Annotated in this window: 4 protein-coding genes, 1 tRNA gene and 1 pseudogene; 4 read left to right on the forward strand and 2 right to left on the reverse strand. The window is 67.4% G+C overall.

Annotation, left to right across the window (positions count from 1 at the left end; translation table 11 throughout):
- The first annotated feature begins 290 nt into the window (after positions 1-290).
- The 3 genes from O7601_RS11490 to O7601_RS11500 all read left to right on the forward strand — a co-directional run bounded on the left by O7601_RS11490 (position 291) and on the right by O7601_RS11500 (position 13,804).
- Entirely contained in the window at positions 291-6,695 is a 6,405-nt protein-coding gene (locus O7601_RS11490; RefSeq protein WP_281566151.1) for a carboxypeptidase regulatory-like domain-containing protein, read from the forward strand.
- 129 nt (positions 6,696-6,824) lie between these two features.
- Positions 6,825-13,094: an RHS repeat-associated core domain-containing protein gene (locus O7601_RS11495; RefSeq protein ID WP_281566881.1), complete on the forward strand. Its 6,270-nt coding sequence runs from the start codon at positions 6,825-6,827 to the stop codon at positions 13,092-13,094.
- Positions 13,091-13,804: a hypothetical protein gene (locus O7601_RS11500; RefSeq protein ID WP_281567106.1), complete on the forward strand. Its 714-nt coding sequence runs from the start codon at positions 13,091-13,093 to the stop codon at positions 13,802-13,804. The genes O7601_RS11495 and O7601_RS11500 overlap by 4 nt, the downstream gene beginning before the upstream one ends.
- Here O7601_RS11500 and O7601_RS11505 read toward each other — a convergent pair.
- Positions 13,801-13,980, reverse strand: a pseudogene (locus O7601_RS11505) (transposase); the annotation flags it as partial. The gene O7601_RS11500 and the pseudogene O7601_RS11505 sit on opposite strands and share 4 nt — an antisense overlap.
- Before the next feature lie 282 nt (positions 13,981-14,262).
- Between O7601_RS11505 and O7601_RS11510 the strand changes: the two are divergent.
- Positions 14,263-14,331: transfer RNA gene (locus O7601_RS11510), tRNA-OTHER, on the forward strand.
- Between the two features lie 92 nt (positions 14,332-14,423).
- On the opposite strand, the gene O7601_RS11515 is transcribed toward O7601_RS11510, so the two are convergent.
- On the reverse strand, positions 14,424-18,347 hold the full coding sequence (locus O7601_RS11515) for a ThuA domain-containing protein (RefSeq protein WP_281566152.1): 3,924 nt from the start codon (positions 18,345-18,347) through the stop codon (positions 14,424-14,426).
- Between the last annotated feature and the right edge of the window lie 187 nt (positions 18,348-18,534).

Consider the following 18,534-nt stretch of genomic DNA (forward strand, 5'->3'; position numbering starts at 1 on the left):
GAGCGATGGTGGCGTCAGGTGGGAGTTGTGGAGTTACCTTCAGTGAATTTGTAGGGTGATTTAACCCTGCCTGCCTGCTTTGTGGTGCCAACTTGTGACGGGCCTTTACATAGATCATCGAGCATCCCTACAGTCCGGTGCACTGCTGGTATGCACGGGGGTGTCCGATGGCTGGTGCACGTACGGGTCTGTCGCGTCGCTGGTGGGCTGCGACGGTCGTCGCGATGTTTGTGGCTACCGGCCTGGCGGCGCCGGCGAGAGTCGAGGCGGCGCCACCGACGCCGATATGCGTGGATGAGCAGCCGGATGCGGCTTCGGCGCGGCGGATGGTGGGGGTGTGCGGCCGGCGGGTGGAGATCCTCGCCGAGCGGACGGAGTGGTCGCAGACCTTCCTCAACGCCGACGACTCCCGCACGTTGGAGCAGACCATCGAGCCGACGCGGGTGCGTAAGGGAAATTCCTGGGCGCCGGTGGACGCCACGCTCAAGGTGTCCGGCCAGGGGGTGGAACCGCGGGCGACGGTGCTGCCGATGGTCTTCTCCGCCGGTGGTGACGCTCCCCTGGCTCGGCTGAAGGACGGCTCGCGGGAACTGGCGATGAGCTGGCCGGGCCGACTGCCGAAGCCCGTGTTGGAGGGTGCTACGGCGGTCTACCGGGACGTCCTGCCGGATGTGGATCTGCGGGTCACCGCGCAGCCGTTGGGTTTCTCCGAGGTTCTGGTGGTGAAGTCGCGTCAGGCGGCAGCGAATCCCAAGCTGTCGACGCTGCGGTTCGGGTTGGCGACCAAGGGCGTCACGGTGAGCCCGAACAGCTCCGGCGGCCTGGTAGCCCGGGATGCCAAAGGTGCCGCCGTGTTCGCGGCTCCAGCACCGCTGATGTGGGACTCCTCGGATGCTGCGGGCCGCGACACCGGTGGTGCGGTCGCCCCGGACGAGAAGCGGGCACCCGGCAACGATGATCGTCAGCGCAAGCCCAGTTCAATCGAGCAGGAGCCGCAGTCGAGCCAGGAGCGCTCCGCCACGGCGACGCCGGGCGAACCGGCGTTGGCGGAGACGGCGCGGCGGGCGGTCATGCCGGTACGGCTTGACGGTGACGCGATTACGTTGCTGCCGGACAAGAAGATGCTGGCCGACCCTCGGACAAAGCTGCCGATCTACATCGATCCGTCGTGGACGGGTGGGATCGTCAGCAACTCGTGGACGTCGGTGTGGAGCAAGTACAAGTCGAGTTCTTTCTGGAAGAACTCGTCGGCGCTGAACAACGGCTCGACGTACGGCTCGGCGGGTGCCGGGCGTACGGAGGACTGCTCCGGTTGCGCGGACCACATCATCCGGTCGCTGTTCCGAATGAACACGTCGAAGGTGGCCGGCAAACACATCCTCGCCGCGCAGTTCCGTATCGAGCAGCGGCACGCGTGGACGTGTAGTCCGAAGAGCAACGCGAAGTTGTGGTTGACGGGTTCGATCTCGTCGAGCACGACGTGGAACAACCAGCCGACCTGGAACAGCAGCTACACGGCCCAGACCGTCGGCAACCGCAAGTACGGCGCGGCGCACGGTTGCCTGGGTACCGGCACCATCGAGTTCAACGTGAAGTCGATGGTGGCCAAGGCGGCGTCGAGCAAGTGGTCGAACATGACGGTTGGTCTGCGGGCGGTTGACGAGGGCACCAAGAACCAATGGAAGCGGTTCAACCACTCATCACCGAAGCTGGCGATCACCTACAACACGAGCCCGAACGCTCCGTCGGACCGCAAGTCCGACGGCAAGAACTGCGCTACCGGGTCCGGCCGTCCGTATGTGCTGACAACGACGCCGGTACTTGCCGCAAAGCACTCTGACCCGGACTCCGCGCAGCAGTCGTTGACCACCGACTTCTACTGGTGGCCGGTCGGTGGCGCGCGGAGCGAGTCGAACAAGGTCGCACAGGCGGCCGGTAACCCGTCGACCGTGTCGAAAGCCATCCCCTCGAGCCGGCTGACCGATGGCACCAGTTATGTGTGGCAGGCCCGGACCTGGGACGGCTCTCACCACAGCGCCTGGTCCGGTACGTGCGAGTTCACCGTGGACGCCACTCCACCACCGCCACCGGCCAACGTCGGCTCCACCTACTACCTAAACGACGGCACGCCGCGGGGCGGCGTAGGTGTCTCGGGCACATTCAACATCACCGCGCCCACCACCCGCCCCTACGAGGTGAAGGAGTACGCCTACAGCCTCGACTCCGGTGTGCTGACCGCGGCGAAAACCGTCGCGGCGCGGACGACGGACTACGGCGCGTCGGTCAACCTGGCTCCGTTGCACGACGGTGTGAACGTGCTGTACGTCTGGTCGAAGGACCACGCTGGACGCTTTTCCACCCCCGTGACGTACACCTTCAGCGTGCGGGCCGGGTCCGGTCCGGCCGCCGAGTGGACGTTCGAGGAGACCGGCACCACCGCCGCCGACGTCTCCGGGCACGGCAACAGCCTCACCGTCGGCGCGTCGGCGACGCGGGTCGCCGGCCGGTCCGGAGTAGGAACTGCGCTGTCGCTGCCGGGCACGGCCGTGGCCACCAGGGCCGGCGCGATCAACACGCCGAACCCCGACACCGGAGTCTCGACGCCGGTCCGCACCGACGCGGATTTCACCGTCGCCGCCTGGGTCAAGATCAGTTCACTGTCGGGCTCCGGTGCGCAGGCGGTGGTGAGTGCGAACGGTTCCCGCATGCCGGCCTACCACCTGGGTTACGTCGTCAGTGGCCAACGGTGGCGGTTCACCATGGCCACGGCTGACATCGACAACGCCCCGATGGTCAGCGTGCACTCCAACGCCGCACCCACAGCGGGTAAGTGGACACATCTGGCCGCCACCTTCGACGGGGCGTCCAAGAAGCTGACCCTGTATGTCAATGGAGTGGCGCAGACCGAAACCGCGACGCTGTCCGGCGGGTTCAACGCCACCAGCGACTTCTTCGTCGGCCGGCGTAAGTGGAACGGCGGCTACGACAGCTTTTTCACCGGCGTCGTGGACGACGTGCGGTTCTACAACTTCACCGAGACCGCGGCCAACCTGGCGAAACTCGCCGTGCCGCTGCAGCCGAAGATCACCTTCCCCGACGGGGCCGACGTCACGGCCGGGGGCCAGCTGACGGTCAGGTTCGACGCCGGTGGAGACACCAACGTCACCAAGTTCCGGTACAGCATCGACGACACCGAGCTCGGAAGCACGGTGAACGCCACCACGGCGGGCGGCACCGCTACCGTCACGATCAACCTGGGCAGTTCATTGGGCGAGCTGCCGGTTTACGCCGTGGCGGTTGACGACGGCAACCGGGCCGGCGGTATGGGCGAGGGTGTGATTACGGTGTCTGCTGCGGCGAGCCTGTCGGGCACCGTGTGGGATCCGAACTTCTTCCCGCAAGCGGGAGCCATCGTAAGGCTGCAACCTGGTGGCTACCAGGCGATATCGCAGGCCGACGGCACCTACGCCCTGGCTAACTTTCCCACCGGCTCGTACACGATCACCGTCACGTACGGCGGGCGATGCGGGTTGGCGTTCAACGAGCCGGTCGAGATTGATGGTCGAGGGCTGACGACTGACATCTTCCTCGCCTTCGTTAGCGACGACCTCGGTCACACCTGCTCTGAGCAGACCATGCCCTTCATCGGGGCCAGTACGGTGCTCGCTTTGACCGGTGACGATGCGGTCGCTGCGGTGTCGTTGCCCTTCGCGTTCCCCTTCTACGGTGGCGCGTACCGCAGTGCCTGGGTGGACACCAACGGCTTGCTGACCTTCACCGATCCGGGTGGCTCACACCCGTACACCGGTCAGCAGCCTGCTCCGGTGGCACCGGCAGCCGCGGTGGCTCCGTTCTGGGACGATCTTGTCGTCGACGCTTCAGCGAGCGTGCGCACCGCGACCACCGGCTCGGGAGCCGGCCAGCGGTTCGTGGTGGAGTGGCGCAACGTGCACCGCAAGGGCAACACCGGGCAGCGGGTGTCCTTCGCGACGGTCCTGGCCCCTGACGGCACCGTGACGACCAACTACGACCAGCTCGACAACGCCGCAGAGCGCGGTGCCCACGCCATCGTCGGCATCGAAGCGGAAGACGGCCAGGACCGGTTGCGGTACTCCACCGCCGAGCCGGTACTGGCCAGCAGCCAGGCAATCACCTTCACCCGCCCCGAGTCGGAAGGGGAGTTGGAGCTGCACAGCCTGTCCGGCACGCTCACCAACGCCGCCGGCGCCGCAGTGGTCGGTGCGACGGTCACCCTCGACCCGAGCGGGGTAAGCACCACGACCGGCGCGGGTGGCGCGTACAGCTTCACCGGCCTGGTCGCCGACAGCTACACCGTCAGCGCGCAGATGGCGGGACGGTGTGGCGCGCTGGTACGTAGCCAGGTGGAGTTGTTCGCCGATGTGGTCCGTGACCTGCGACTCGGGCCGGACTACGGGGGTCTGGGATACGCCTGCAGCACCGGGCCGTCCGCTTTCGTGTCGGCGTCGACGGTGCTGGGGCTGACCGGTGACGACGCGGCGACCATGGTGGCGTTGCCGTTCCCGGTGCGTTTCCACGGCGAGTCGTACACCTCCGGTCGGGTGCACACGAACGGTCTGGTGAGTTTCGGTCCGTCCTCGGGTGAGCCGGACACCTGGGTCAACCCGACGATGCCGACGGTGGCGGCGCCGAATGCGGTGGTGGCGCCGTTCTGGGACGACTTCGAGGTGGACGCGTCGGCGAGTGTGCGGACGCAGACGGTGGGTTCGGCGCCGAACCGGTCGTTCGTGGTGGAGTGGCGCAACGTCGGGTTCCGGCCGACGAACGCGCAGCGGGTCACCTTCGAGGTGATCTTCCACGAGGACGGGCGGATCGCGTTCCACTACGGGGCGATGTCCACCCCGACCCAGCAGGGTGCGGCGGCGACGGTGGGTCTGGAGAACGCCTCGGGGACGGTCGCGGCGCTGTACTCCTACCACGAGGCGGCGTTGACGGCGAACAGCTCGATCACCTACACCCCCGCACCGGCCGGATCGGTCGAGGGCGTGTTGACCACGGTGGTGACCGGTAACCCGGTAGCCGGAGCGACGGTGACGTTGAATCCGGGCAACCGCAGCACCACCACCGCGGCCGACGGCAGCTATCAGTTCACCGCGGTGCCGGTCGGGGAGTACAAGGTCGCCGCGTCGACCGGCGACAGCCGGTGCGCCGGCCAGTACGCCCGCGAGATCATCAATCACCCCGGCGGCGTGTCGGGAGTGGACCTGTCGGTGATGGTCGACGGTGACGAGTTCGGCTACAAGTGCACCGCCGGGGCGCGGACGTTCGTGCCCGGTGACACGGTGGAAGCGTGGCAGGGCGACGAGACGGTGTGGCAGAAGAACCCGCCGTTCCCGGTGAAGCTCTACGGGGAGACGTACACCTCGGCGTGGATCAGCGCCAACGGCCTGATCAGTTTCAAGGATCCGGCGTACTTCGGGTGGATCGGTTCCTGGCCGGGGTCGATCCCGTCGCCGGCGGCGGAGGGCTCCCCGAACGCGGCGGTGTACGTGCTGTGGGACGACTGGGTGGTCGACTCGCAGGCCCGGATCGCCACCAAGGTCAGCGGCACCGCGCCGAACCGGCAGTGGGTCGTGGAGTGGCGCAACGTGCACATCTACGGCGACACCAGCACCCGCGCGACCTTCGAGGCGGTGTTCAAGGAGAACGGCGAGATCACCCTGGCCTACGCCGACATCGACCCAAACAAGTCGATCGAGCGTGGCGGTGAGGGCACCGTCGGGATCGAGAACGGCGACGGCTCCGTCGGTTTCCAGTACCTGTTCCGCGAGCCGTGGCTCGCCACCGGGCAGGGCGTCACGTTCACCCCGAACCCGCCCGGGCAGGGAAGCGTCGCCGGCACCGTCACCTGTCAGGGCTCCCCGGTGGCCGGGGCGACGATCACGGTGGCGGACCGGACGACGACCACCGCCGCCAACGGCACCTACCAGATCACCGCCGTGCCCGCCGGCAGCTGGGCGGTCATCGCCACCGTGCCCTCCGGGGCGTGCCGGGGCTCGGACGTGCGGCAGGTCGTGGTCGGCACCAACACCCAGGCCACCGCCGACTACACCCTGGGCAACACTGTCGCCGGGGGCGGCTACCGGCTGACCGAGCAACCCGTCACCTACACCCCCGCCAACGGCACCGTGCTGCCACTGACCGGCGACGACGCCTACACCTCGATCGCGCTGCCCTTCCCGGTCAGCCTGTACGGGCAGACCTACAACACCGGCTGGGTGGACACCAACGGACTGGTCAGCTTCCTCAACCCCGGCGAACCGTCACCCGACGCCTGGCCCATCCCATCGCCGGCCAGCCCCGAGGAACCCAACGCCGCGCTGTACCCGTTCTGGCACGACTGGGTCGTCGACGCCAACGCCAGCGTCCGCACCGCCGTGCGGGGCAGCGCACCCGCCCGGCAGTTCGTCATCGAATGGCGCAACGTCCACTCCTACGAGGACCCCCGCACCCGCGTCACCTTCCAGGCGATCCTCGACGAAGCCGGCGGCTACAGCTTCGCCTACACCGACAACGACGGCACCTTCCTCGAACGCGGCGGCGGCGCCACCATCGGCATCGAGAACGCCGACGGGACCGCCGCGATCCAGTACACCTACCGCCAACCCGTCCTCCGGCCCGGCTTGGGGCTGCGGTTCAACCCGCCCACCCCCTGACCCCGCCACGGTGACCACGAGGGGCCGTCTCTGGATGAGGCGGCCCCTCCACAGCCCACACCTGCTGATCCTCAGAGCCTCTGGAGGCGACCGGTGACCTCACATTCGTCCAAAACGGTACTTACAGTGATGTTGCGCCCGCTCAGCGTACCGGCGCGCCGTCCTGCGTTGCTCGCGACGGCCGTCGCCGTCACCCTGATGGCTGGCCTGCTCCAAGCCGTCCCTGCGGAGGCTATTCCGGCCGGTTACCAGCCGACCTCCGCCAAGCCCACGCCGCCCGTACCCGTGAAGGCGGTCAAGCCTGCAGCGGCGCCCACGGCGGAGGTGCCGCCACCGGCGTCAGCCAAGCCGGCTCCTGTCTGGCCGTCGGCCGGCTCCGCGGTGGTCGACCTGACCGCCGCCCGGCCCGACGCCGCAGCAGCCCGGGTAGGCACCCTGCCGGTGCGGCTCGCCAGGCCGACCGCGGCCGCCCGCGGCGGGGCGGCCCCCGGCCGGGTACGCGTCGAGGTGCTCGACCGCCCGGCCACCGAGCGCGCTGGAGTCCGAGGCCTGCTGTTGAATGTGAAGCGCGCGGACGGGGTCGCGGAGAGCGGCCGAGCCAACCTCACCGTCGACTACGGGTCGTTCGCAACCGCGTACGGCGCCGACTGGGCCAGCCGACTCCGGCTCGTGACGCTGCCCGACTGCGCCCTGAGCACGCCCGAGAAGAAGCAGTGCTCGGGCACCGCCGTGAAGTCCCGCCACGACCTGCGTTCCCGTTCGGTGACGGCGAGTGTTCCGGTCGGCACGGCCGGCACCTTGGTAGCGCTCGCGGCGGGCGACTCCGGCCCTGCCGGCGACTACAAGGCTACCTCCCTGCAGCCCTCCGCCACCTGGAGCGCCGGCGGCAGCGCGGGCGCCTTCACCTGGTCGTATCCGATGCGGGTGCCGCCTGGCATCGGCGGTCCCGAACCGCAGGTCGAGCTGAGCTACTCATCCCAGTCGGTCGACGGTCGGCACGCGGCCTCCAACAACCAGCCCTCTTGGATCGGCGAGGGCTTCGAGGGCTGGCCGGGCGGCTACATAGAACGTAGCTACCGGAACTGTTCTGACGACATGGGCGGCTCGGCGAACAATACCGAGAAGGCCACCGACCTTTGCTGGGAGACGGACAACGCCACCGTATCCCTGGCTGGGCACGCTGGGGAGCTGATCTACAACGCCACCGAGGGGCGTTGGCACCTGCGCAACGACGACGGCTCGCGGATTGAGCGGAGGACCGGCGCGAGCAACGGCGACAACAACGGTGAGTACTGGGTGCTCACCACCACTGCCGGCACGCAGTACTGGTTCGGTCTCAACCGACTTCCTGGCTGGGTCGCCGGTAACCCGCTGACCAACTCGACCTGGACTGTGCCCGTCTTCGGTAACGAGCCGAACGAGCCCTGTCACGCCACCGACTTCGCTGACTCCGACTGCGTACAGGCATGGCGGTGGAACCTCGACTACGTTGTGGATCTGAACGGCAACTCCGTCTCCTATTGGTATGGCAAGGAGACCAACAAGTACGCGCGCAATCTCGACGCCGAAGACGCCGTCAGCTACGTCCGGGGCGGCTGGCTTGACCGAATCGACTACGGCACCCGCCAGACAAACGGCGTGGACTCGGTGCTGAGCATTCCGGCGCCGCTGCGCGTCGAGCTCACCGAGGCCGATCGTTGTCTGACTGGTTGTACCACGCACGACGAGGCGCGCTGGCCGGACACCCCCTGGGACTCCGAGTGCACCGGCTCGTCCTGCACGGACAAGTACGCCCCGACGTTCTGGACCACCAAGCGGCTCTCCAAGGTGACGACCCAGGTGCGCAGCGGCAACGGTTACAGCGACGTCGAGCGCTGGACGCTGACCCACACGTTCCCCGACCCTGGGGACGGCACCCGGGCCGGCCTCTGGCTCTCCAAGATTTCGCACGTCGGCCTCGTAGGTGGCACTGCCAGCCTTCCGGACATCGAATTCACGCCCGTGCAGTTGCCGAACCGGGTGGACACCATCGACTTCGCCGCGGCGATGAATTGGATGCGGATCACGAAGATCCGCAACGAGGCTGGCGGGACGATCAGCGTCAACTACTCGGACCAGGACTGCAAGGCGGGGCAGACCATGCCCACACCCCAGACGAACACGAGACGCTGCTATCCGGTCATCTGGGAACCTGAGGGCTATAGCAGCCCTGTTACAGACTGGTTCCACAAGTATGTAGTCGACACGATCTACGAGAACGACAACACCGGTGGCGCCCCGCCGCAGGGCAGTCCCCGGGTCGCCTACAAGTACACCTACCTGGACGGAGCCGCTTGGCACTACACCGACGACGACGGGCTGATCGACAAGAAGCGTAAGACGTGGTCGGAGTACCGGGGATATGGCCGGGTTGGCGTCACGGTGGGCGACGCTGGTGAGCAGACGTACAGCGAAACCCGTTACTTCCGCGGTATGAATGGTGACCGCGCAACTCCGTCGGGCGGGACCAAGGTCGTCACCATTGACGGGATTCCTGACGAGGACTGGTACTCCGGCGTGACGCGCGAGAGCATCGTGTTCGACGGCCCGGGTGGCTCGGTCGTCTCTCGTGAGCGCAACACCCCCTGGTCTTCGGCACCGACCGCCACCCGGACCATCAACGGGGACACGGTCACTGCGAGGTTCAACCGGATCGGTACAACCACCAAGCACGTGACACTCGACGCCGGGCGTGGCGAGCGGGTCACCAAGGCCGTCACCACCTACGACATCTACGGCATGGCGGTGGCCGTGGACGATCTGGGCGAGGACGGCGTCGCGGGCGACGAGCGGTGTAGTAAGAGCGACTACAGTCCGCGCAACACTGAGGCCTGGCTGATGGACAGGGTGCACCGGGTCCAGACGTACGCTGTCAAGTGTGCCGACGCCGCCACCCCCGCGTCCCTAGGCGAGGACGACGTCATCGGCGAGGTCCGCACCTGGTACGACGGCCACGCCTTCCAGGAGGCACCGACCCGTGGCCTGACCACGCGGACGGAGGAGCTGGCCGCCTGGAACGCCGGCGCGCCCACCTTTACCACGACCACCCGATCCGCCTACGACAACCACGGCCGGATCACCTCAACTTGGGACGCGAACAACTATGAGACCAAGACTGCGTACATGCCTGCGGCAGGAGGGCCGGTAACCGGCAAGACGATCACCAACCCGGCGCTGCACGTCACCACCACGACCCTCTCGCCCGGTTACGGAATGGAGACATCGGTCGTGGACCCGAACGGCAAGCGCACCGACATGAGCCACGACGGGCTCGGCCGGTTGACCGGAGTGTGGCTTCCGGACCGGGACAAGGCGACTCAAACCGCGAACATGACCTTCAGCTACACCGTCCGCACCGACGGAGCATCGGCCGTCGCCGCCTCCAAGCTCACCCCGTCCGGCGGCTACTCGACCTCGTTCGTCCTGTACGACGGGATGCTGCGGGAACGGCAGACCCAGGCACCGTCGATCTCCGGCGGACGGCTGATCACCGAGACGTTCTACGACACGGCGGGGCGCAAGTCGAAGAGCTTCGGCTCCTATCACACGACGGGGACGGCCGGCATCACGTTGGTGACCACCACCGAGCGAGCCCTGGTGCCAAACCAGACCCGGACGGTGTACGACGGGGCCGGACGGACGAGGGCCGAGGTATTCCAGCCCTACGACGCCGAGCGCTGGCGGACCTCGACCTATCACGCCGGTGACCGCACCGATGTCACCCCGGCGGCTGGTGGCACCGCCACCTCCAGTTTGACCGACGCCCGGGGACAGCTTGTGGAGCTGCGGTACTACCATGGGGCCACGCCGACACCCGGCACCGCCGGCAGTTGGGACGCCATGACGTACACCTTCAACCGCAAGGGTCAGAAGACGGCGGTCACCGACTCCCGCGGTAACACGTGGACGTACACCTTCGACATCCGGGGCCGACAGACTTCGGTCGACGATCCTGACAAGGGTACGGCTGTCTCCACCTACGACAACGGTGGCCGGGTCACCACCCTGACGGACGCCCGCGGCAAAAAGCTGGCGTACGGGTACGACTCGCTCAACCGCAAGCGCGCGGTCTTCGAGGATCGGATCGGCGGCACCACACGAGCAATGTGGATCTACGACACCCTGGCAAAGGGGCAGCTAAGCCAGTCGACCCGCTACGTCGGTGGCGCCGCCTATCAGGTGAAGATCACTGGCTATACGGAAACGTACCAGCCGACCGGCAGCGAGATCGTGGTCCCCGAATCCGAGACCGGGCTCGCTGGCATATATCACTTCGGCGCCACCTACAACGTGGACAACTCGGTGGCATCGCAGAGCATGCCGTCGACGAATAGTAACCTGCCAGCGGAGACACTGCTGTTCGATTACAACAGCTTCGGCCTGCAGAGCGGCCTACGCACGTTGTACGGCGGAGTCGAATCCTCGTACGTCGCAGACACCGACTACAGCGCGCTAGCCGAAATCGACCAGGTGGAGCTCTATACGGGCACGGGCGGCCGAGTCTACCAGAAGTACACCCGGGAGTTGGAGACGGGACGCCTCACCGGCATCCGAACCGACCGCGATTCGGTTGCGCCGCACATCCTCTCCGACATCCATTACCGATACGACAACACTGGCAACGTCACCAAGGTCGTGGACGTCGCCCCTGACCCGGTCGACGACACCCAGTGCTTCGCCTACGACTACCTGCGCCGGCTCACCCACGCGTGGACGCCATCGTCAAGTGACTGCGCCGCGACTCGTTCGGCTACAGCGCTGGGTGGCCCCGCCCCGTACTGGCGGTCGTGGACCTACGACAGCGTCGGCAACCGGCGTACGGAAACCGTGCACACCGCCACCGGAAACACCACGACCAACTACAACTACCCGGCTGACGGCGCGCCTAAGGCGCACAGCCTGACTTCCACCACTGGCGGACAGACCGGCAGCTATACCTACGACGAGACCGGCAACACGCTGACACGGTCCGCCGCCTCAACCGGAACGCAGACGCTGACCTGGGACTTCGAGGGCCACCTCGAAACGGCAACCGACTCCACCGGCCAGACCAGCTTTGTCTACGACGCCAACGGCAACCGGCTGATCCGCCGAGACCCTTCAGGCAAGACCTTGTATCTGCCGGGGCAAGAGATCCGCTACGACTCCGGCACGAGCACCACCACCTGCACCCGTTACTACTCCTACAACGGCGCAACGATCGCGTCCCGGACGGTCGTCGGCCTGAGCTGGCTGACCGGGGACCACCATGGCACGGCCGGGGTGGCGGTCGACACCACGACCCAGCAGGCGACGATTCGCCGGGAAACCCCGTTCGGCACTCCGCGTGGATTCAGCCCTGCGTGGCCCAACGACAAGGGCTTCCTCGGGGGTACCAAGGACAACACCGGCCTGACTCATTTGGGTGCCCGAGAATACGACCCGGCCATCGGTCGCTTTATCAGCGTCGACCCGGTGATGGACCTGTCCGACCCGCAGCAGATGAACGGCTACAACTACAGCAACAACAGCCCGGTCAATGCCAGCGACCCTAGCGGGTTGAAGGTATGCGGCAACGACGATTGCAGCATGTACACCACGCCCACCCCCGATGGAGAGATCGTTCATGAGCCCGGTGGGAAGAAGACCAAGATAAAGAAGTATCCGCCAGGTTCCTGTTCCGGCCGCTTCTGTATCGGAGCGCCGCACAAGCCAGTGCACCACGGCCCCTGGAACGATAGCTTCGTGTACGACCCGAAGGCCAAGGCCACACCGGCCGACATCGCCAGCTGGGCCAAGTGGCAGGCGCGCCGGTATGGGTGCATCGCTTCCGTCCGGGCAGGGGTCGGTAAGTGCGCTGATTGGGGCGAAGCCCCCTACATGTACGACCGCTTCGCCTCGGGAACCGGCGAGCCCTACGTCTTCGACTTCGCTCCCGCTTACGACCAGGATCCCTTCCTGCGCAACGTCATCGACGCGGAGATCGCGGCAGCGCAACGGGCCTCCGAGCAATTAGCAGGCAGATCGGGCAGCAGCTCGTTCGAGATCACCGGCAAGAACCGGAACATCAGGTCGAATCCGGACACCGAACGCTGGCAGAAGACTATCGGCTCGTTCAACATCTGGGCCAGCGCCGACGTCACCGTCACCGGCGACACCGTCGCCATGCGGATTACCATCCACGCCGAGGACCGGTGGAACTTCAACAGGAACGAGAACGACCTCGCGACGGGTATCTCTGACAACGAGAACGGCCGCTTTGCTGAGCTGGGCTGGGCGAAGGGCTTCAACTCCTCAGGCTCTATGGTGAAGGACGTGGTGTGGAAAGCAGGATCGCCCAAGAGCGCGGTGGTGACCGAACCGTACAGGCAGCGCTGGTGACGAGCCTGCGGCGGTCACTGCCGGCCCTGGCGGCTGCGGTGGGGATTCTCCTCACCGCAGCCTGCGGGCTAAACAGCAGCAGCAGTTCCTCGGCCGGCGGGCAGCGGTCGTCGGCGGCCCCGCTCAGCACGAGCTCTGCGCTTACCGGGGTGCAGTCACCTCATGACTTCGCCCCAGGGGTCGAGGAGCAGATCGGCGAGGCGCTGATCGGGCCAGATCTTGATGTTGTCGATGTTCGGAGCGTGCCGCTGGAGTCGCCGTACGCCGACGACGTCCTGTCGCCTGTCTGCGGGAACCGCCCGGGCGGCGGGGTCTACCTGAGCGCGTTCGGGCAGCGTCGTCAGTGGACCGGCCCGGATCTCGAGATCGAACAGTTCTCCGGCGCCTGGGGCGTGATCCCGGCGGCCGAGGCTGTCGCCCAAGTCCGCGGCAAGCTGGGCTGTGGCACGTACCGGGAACGCGAGGGACCGCACCGTGTCCTCGGCGAGCGGCACTTGCCCAAGTTGGCCGGGCTGGACGGCCAGCTCATGTTCTGCGAGGTGGTCGATGAGGACGGTCCGGAGCGGCCGACATATATCTGCACGGCGTTGCTGGCGCGGGATGGGGTCGCTACCCGGATCCAGGCCCGTGCCACCGGTGCCGACCAGGCCGAGCAGTTGGTTGGGGAGTTGAGCGTCCAGGCAGCGCGCGCGCTTACGGCCGAGCCCTGACACCCGGTCCGGTTCTGGTAGAAGATCGCGTTCACGATCTCCCGCAGGTCATAGTCATTCTCACGACCCGATACCGAGACCGCGACCCGCTTGGCTTTCCATGCCTGCAGAAACGGTCTGATCAGCTCCCACTGCTCGTCGCTGACGTCACTGGGGTACGGCTTTCGATCACCCATGACCGGGCTAACGCCACAGCCGCCCGACGGTCACGACCAGAACTGACATTCAACCCATCGACCCACTGCCATCTATAGCGACCCCGCCGGAAGGCCACCCACCAGACTACCTTTTTGGAGGGTGGGCGGACGGGATGGCACGAAGCCTCCCACACCGATCGTGGTCACATTGGTGGTCACAGCCCAAGATTAAATAGTCATCATTGCGCGACATGTGGCGACAGGGGGTGTGATTTGACGTAGAGAATTTTCCCTGATCAAAGCACCTGTCGGCATCCGGCGGTATGGCGTGACAGAATTGTGACCATACTGGCAGTGTGGGGGTCAGGGGTTCGAGTCCCCTCGGCTCCACCGACCGCAGCATCGTGCGAACCGGTGGTTGTTGAACGTGAGTGCCCCCGTCCGGGTTGGACGGGGGCATCGCCACGTCTGTGGTAATGCGTTCAGTTGGCGTACGCCTCCAGCTCCCAGAGCGAATGACCCCACGCCGTACCCCGGGCGGTGCCGTAGATCCGCAGATAGCGGCCATTGGCACCGAGCGCGGTGTGCTCGTCCACCCCGCCGTCGGCCCCGGTCACCGTCTTCACGTCGACCCAGGTGGTGCCGTCGTTCGAGGTCTGGATGCGGTACGAACTGCTGTACGCCGCCTCCCAGCTCAGCTTGACCCGGCCGATGGCGGTCGGGCTGCCGAGGTCGACCCGGATCCACTGCGGGTCGGAGAACGCCGACGACCAGCGGGTGGTGAGGCTGCCGTCCACCGCCTGGGCGCCGGACATGCCGGCCCCCTCGCTGCTGGACGTCAGCGTCGGCTTGTTCAACAGCAGGTTGGTGCCCGGCGGCGGCCCGCTGGTGCCGCCGTACACCTCGAATTCGAACAGGGAGTAGCCCCAGCCGGTGCCCCGGGTGGTGCCGGTGAGCCGGACGTACCGGCCGGAGCCGGTCAGGCCGGTGAGGTCGTCCACGCCACCGTCGCCGCCGGTCACGGTGCGGATGGTGGTGAAGTTGACCCCGTCCGGCGAGGTCTGGATCTGGTACCCGCTGCCGTACGCCGCCTCCCAGGTCAGCTTGACCCGGTTGATGTCGTACGTGGCACCGAGGTCGACGTCGATCCACTGCGGGTCGCTGAACGCGCTGGCCCACCGGGTGCCGGGCGCGCCGTCGAACGCGTTGGCGGCGACGAAGGCATCCTGCACGCTGGAGGCGCGGGCCGGCTTGCCCCGGGCCAGGTTGGTGCCCGGTTCCGGACCGGGCCCGGGGCCGCCGCCGGTCGAGAGGGTGAACTCGTCGATGTCGAAGTACGGTCCGGTGCCCTTGAAGACCAGGAACAGGGTGCGGGTGCCGGTCGGTGCGGTGATCCCGCCGGTGACCGTGGCGAACGTGGCGTATCCGCCGGTCGGCACCACCGTCGCCTGACCGACAAGCGGTCCGGTGGGTGAGTCGACCCGCAGTTCGAGGGTGCCACCGCCGCCCGCCGGGGCACCGACCCGGGCGCTGAACGACTGGATGCCGGTCAGGTTGTACGGGTGGAACGAGATCCAGTCGTTGTTGTCGATGTAGCCGATCGCCGCGCCGCCGTGCGCGCTGCCCGCGTTGACGACCTGGATGCCGGACGAGTCGCCGAAGTGCTCGGCCTGGCGCACCCGGGGCTGGAGAACGGCCTGGGTGTGCGTGGTGAGCGGCGGCTGACCGGCGCCACCGAGGTCGGTGTACTCGGCGTCGATGATGCCGAAGATGTTCGCCGCGGTGTCGTGCTCGCCGTCGACCGAGGTCTGGATCACCCCGGAGCAGCCCTGGACGCTGCTGAGCTGGTGACCGTGTGAGTCGTGGCCGAGGACGTAGTTCACCTTCACCCGGGCGCAGTCGATCTGGCCGTCCTGCGCGTCGGTGACCGTGACGGTGAACGGTATGGCGTCCCCGAAGGTGAACGTGGACCCGTTCAACGGCGTGTTCACGGTGACCACCGGAGCGCTGTTTCCGACCGTGATGACGGTGCTCGCGGTACCGATCTTGCCGGTGCTGTCCCGAACGGTCAGGGTGGGTCGGAAGGTGCCGTTGGTGGTGTAGGTGAATGTCGGGTTCGCCGTGGTCGAGTCGGTGCTGCCGTTGTTGTCGAAGTCCCAGGCGTAGGTGAACGGGTCGCCGTCCGGGTCGAGCGTGCCGGCCGACGAGAACCGCACGGTCAGCGGCGCGACGCCGCTGGTCGGGGTGGCCGAGACGACCGCACGTGGGGCTCTGCCCTCGCGGGCGTACTCGATCCGGTAGAGGGCCGAGTTGGCGTCGCCGTTGAACCAGCCGGTGCCGTAGTCGAGCACATAGAGCGCGCCGTCCGGGCCGAACTCCATGTCCATGACCTGGGTGCCGGTCCAGGGGAACGGGTTGATCTTCAGCGGCTGGCCGGCCGAGTCGAGTTTGATGTTCTTGATCCAGCGACGGCCGAACTCACCGGCGAAGTACGTCCCGTCGTAGTACTCCGGAAAAGCCACGTCGGAGGTGCTGTCCGGGTCGAACCGGTACACCGGGCCGCCCATCGGGGACAGACCGCCACCGGTGAACTCCGGCGGGGAGCCGGAACCGCCGTACGGCAGCCAGGCCGGGATGGCGGGCGGCAACTGGGTGAGACCCGTGTTGTTGGGCGAGTTGTTCACCGGCCCGTTGGCGCAGTCGAACTTCGGGCCGGACGGACCGGACGGGAAGGTGTAGTCGTTGTACGCGTCGTTGCGGGCGGTGCAGTACGGCCAGCCGTAGAAGCCCGGCTTGTCGATCCGGGCGAACTCCACGTTGCCCGCCGGGCCCCGGTTGGGGTCGGCGGTGCCCGCGTCCGGACCGTAGTCGCCCAGGTAGACGACGCCGGTCTCCTTGTCCACGCTCATCCGGAACGGGTTCCGGAAGCCCATCGCGTAGATCTCCGGACGGGTCCGCGCGGTGCCCGGCGCGAACATGTTCCCGGCCGGGATGGTGTACCCGCCGGCCGCGCTCGGCCTGATCCGCAGCACCTTGCCGCGCAGGTCGTTCGTGTTGCCCGCGGTGCGCTGGGCGTCGAAGGCCGGGTTGCGGCCGGTTCGCTCGTCGATCGGGGTGAAGCCGCTCGACTCGAACGGGTTGGTGTCGTCGCCGGTGGACAGGTACAGGTTGCCGGCCGCGTCGAAGTCCATGTCGCCGCCGACGTGGCAGCACATGCCCCGACTGGTCGGCACGTCCAGGATCAGTGTCTCGCTGGCCAGGTTGATGGTGTTGTCCGCGTTGGCGGTGAACCTCGATAGCCGGTTCACGCCGTCCCACCGGGCGAAGTCCGCCGGCGTACCGGTGGTGGGTGCCCCGCCGCCCGGGGTGTCCAGCGGTGGCGCGTAGAACACGTACACCCAGCGGTTGGTGGCGAAGTTCGGGTCGACCTTGATGCCCTGCAGACCCTCCTCGTCGCCGGTGTAGACCGGCAGCGTGGCGGCGACCTTGGTGTTGCCGGCCGCGTCGGTGTGCCGGATGACGCCGTTACGGGAGGTGTGGAACACACCCCGGTCCGGCAGCACGGTGAGGCTCATCGGCTCGCCCGTCTCGGCCGCGCCCTTTGCCAGCTCGACCTGCTGGAAGTTGCTGGTGACGGTAGCGCCGCAGTCGGCCTCGGCCGCGCCGGCCGCGCTCATGATGCCGCCGAGCAGGTGGGCACGGAAGTTCGGCTCGGCGTACGACTCGTCGGTGTGCCCCAGGCCGGTGTACCAGGCCCGGCCGCCGGAGTAGTTCTGGCACCAGGAGATCGGGTGGTCGTACCCGTTGCCGCCGCCGCTGTAGGTGCTCTCGTCCAGGGTGGCGAGCACGTGCACGCTGCCCCGGGGGTTGGTGCGGTAGTTGTACCACTCGTCCAACCGGTTCCAGCGCTGCGGCAGTGCGGCGGTGGAGGGGTGCACCTGATCGGCGACCTTGATGGTCGCGGTCTGGTTGGCCGGGTGCGAGGCGAAGTACGCCCCGACGAGCCCGCCGTACCAGGGCCACTCGTACTCGGTGTCGGCGGCGGCGTGCACGCCCACGTACCCGCCACCGCCCTCGATGTACCGCTCGAACGCGGCCTGCTGGGTGGCGTTGAGAACGTCACCGGTGGTGGACAGCCAGATCACCGCGGCGAACCGGTCCAGGTTGGCGTCGGTGAACTGGGCCGCGTCCTCGGTGGATTCGACGGTGAACCCGTTGGCCGCGCCGAGCTGCTGGATGGCGGCGATGCCGGGCACGATGGATCCGTGCCGGAATCCGGCGGTCTTGCTGAAGACCAGCACGGTGAACGGTGCGGCGCTGGCCGCGGGCGGCACGGCGACGATGCCGCCCGTCACGAGGATTGCGCTCAGTACGGCGCCGAGCCACGATCTCAGAGATCTGCGCACGGTGAGTCCTTTCGAGGACGGCGTGCGCCGATCACGCCTGGTGGGGTGCAGGTGGTGGAGCCGAGCATGCTCGCGGCCCGCTCAACGCGCCGTCGCCGGTGCGAGCGTGAGGCATGTACATACATCGTTACGGCTGCGTCACGGGCGCGTCAAGCGCTCAAGCCATCTTTGTGAGAGCGTTATCTCG

This window comes from Verrucosispora sp. WMMD573 (genome assembly GCF_027497175.1).
Taxonomy (GTDB): domain Bacteria; phylum Actinomycetota; class Actinomycetes; order Mycobacteriales; family Micromonosporaceae; genus Micromonospora.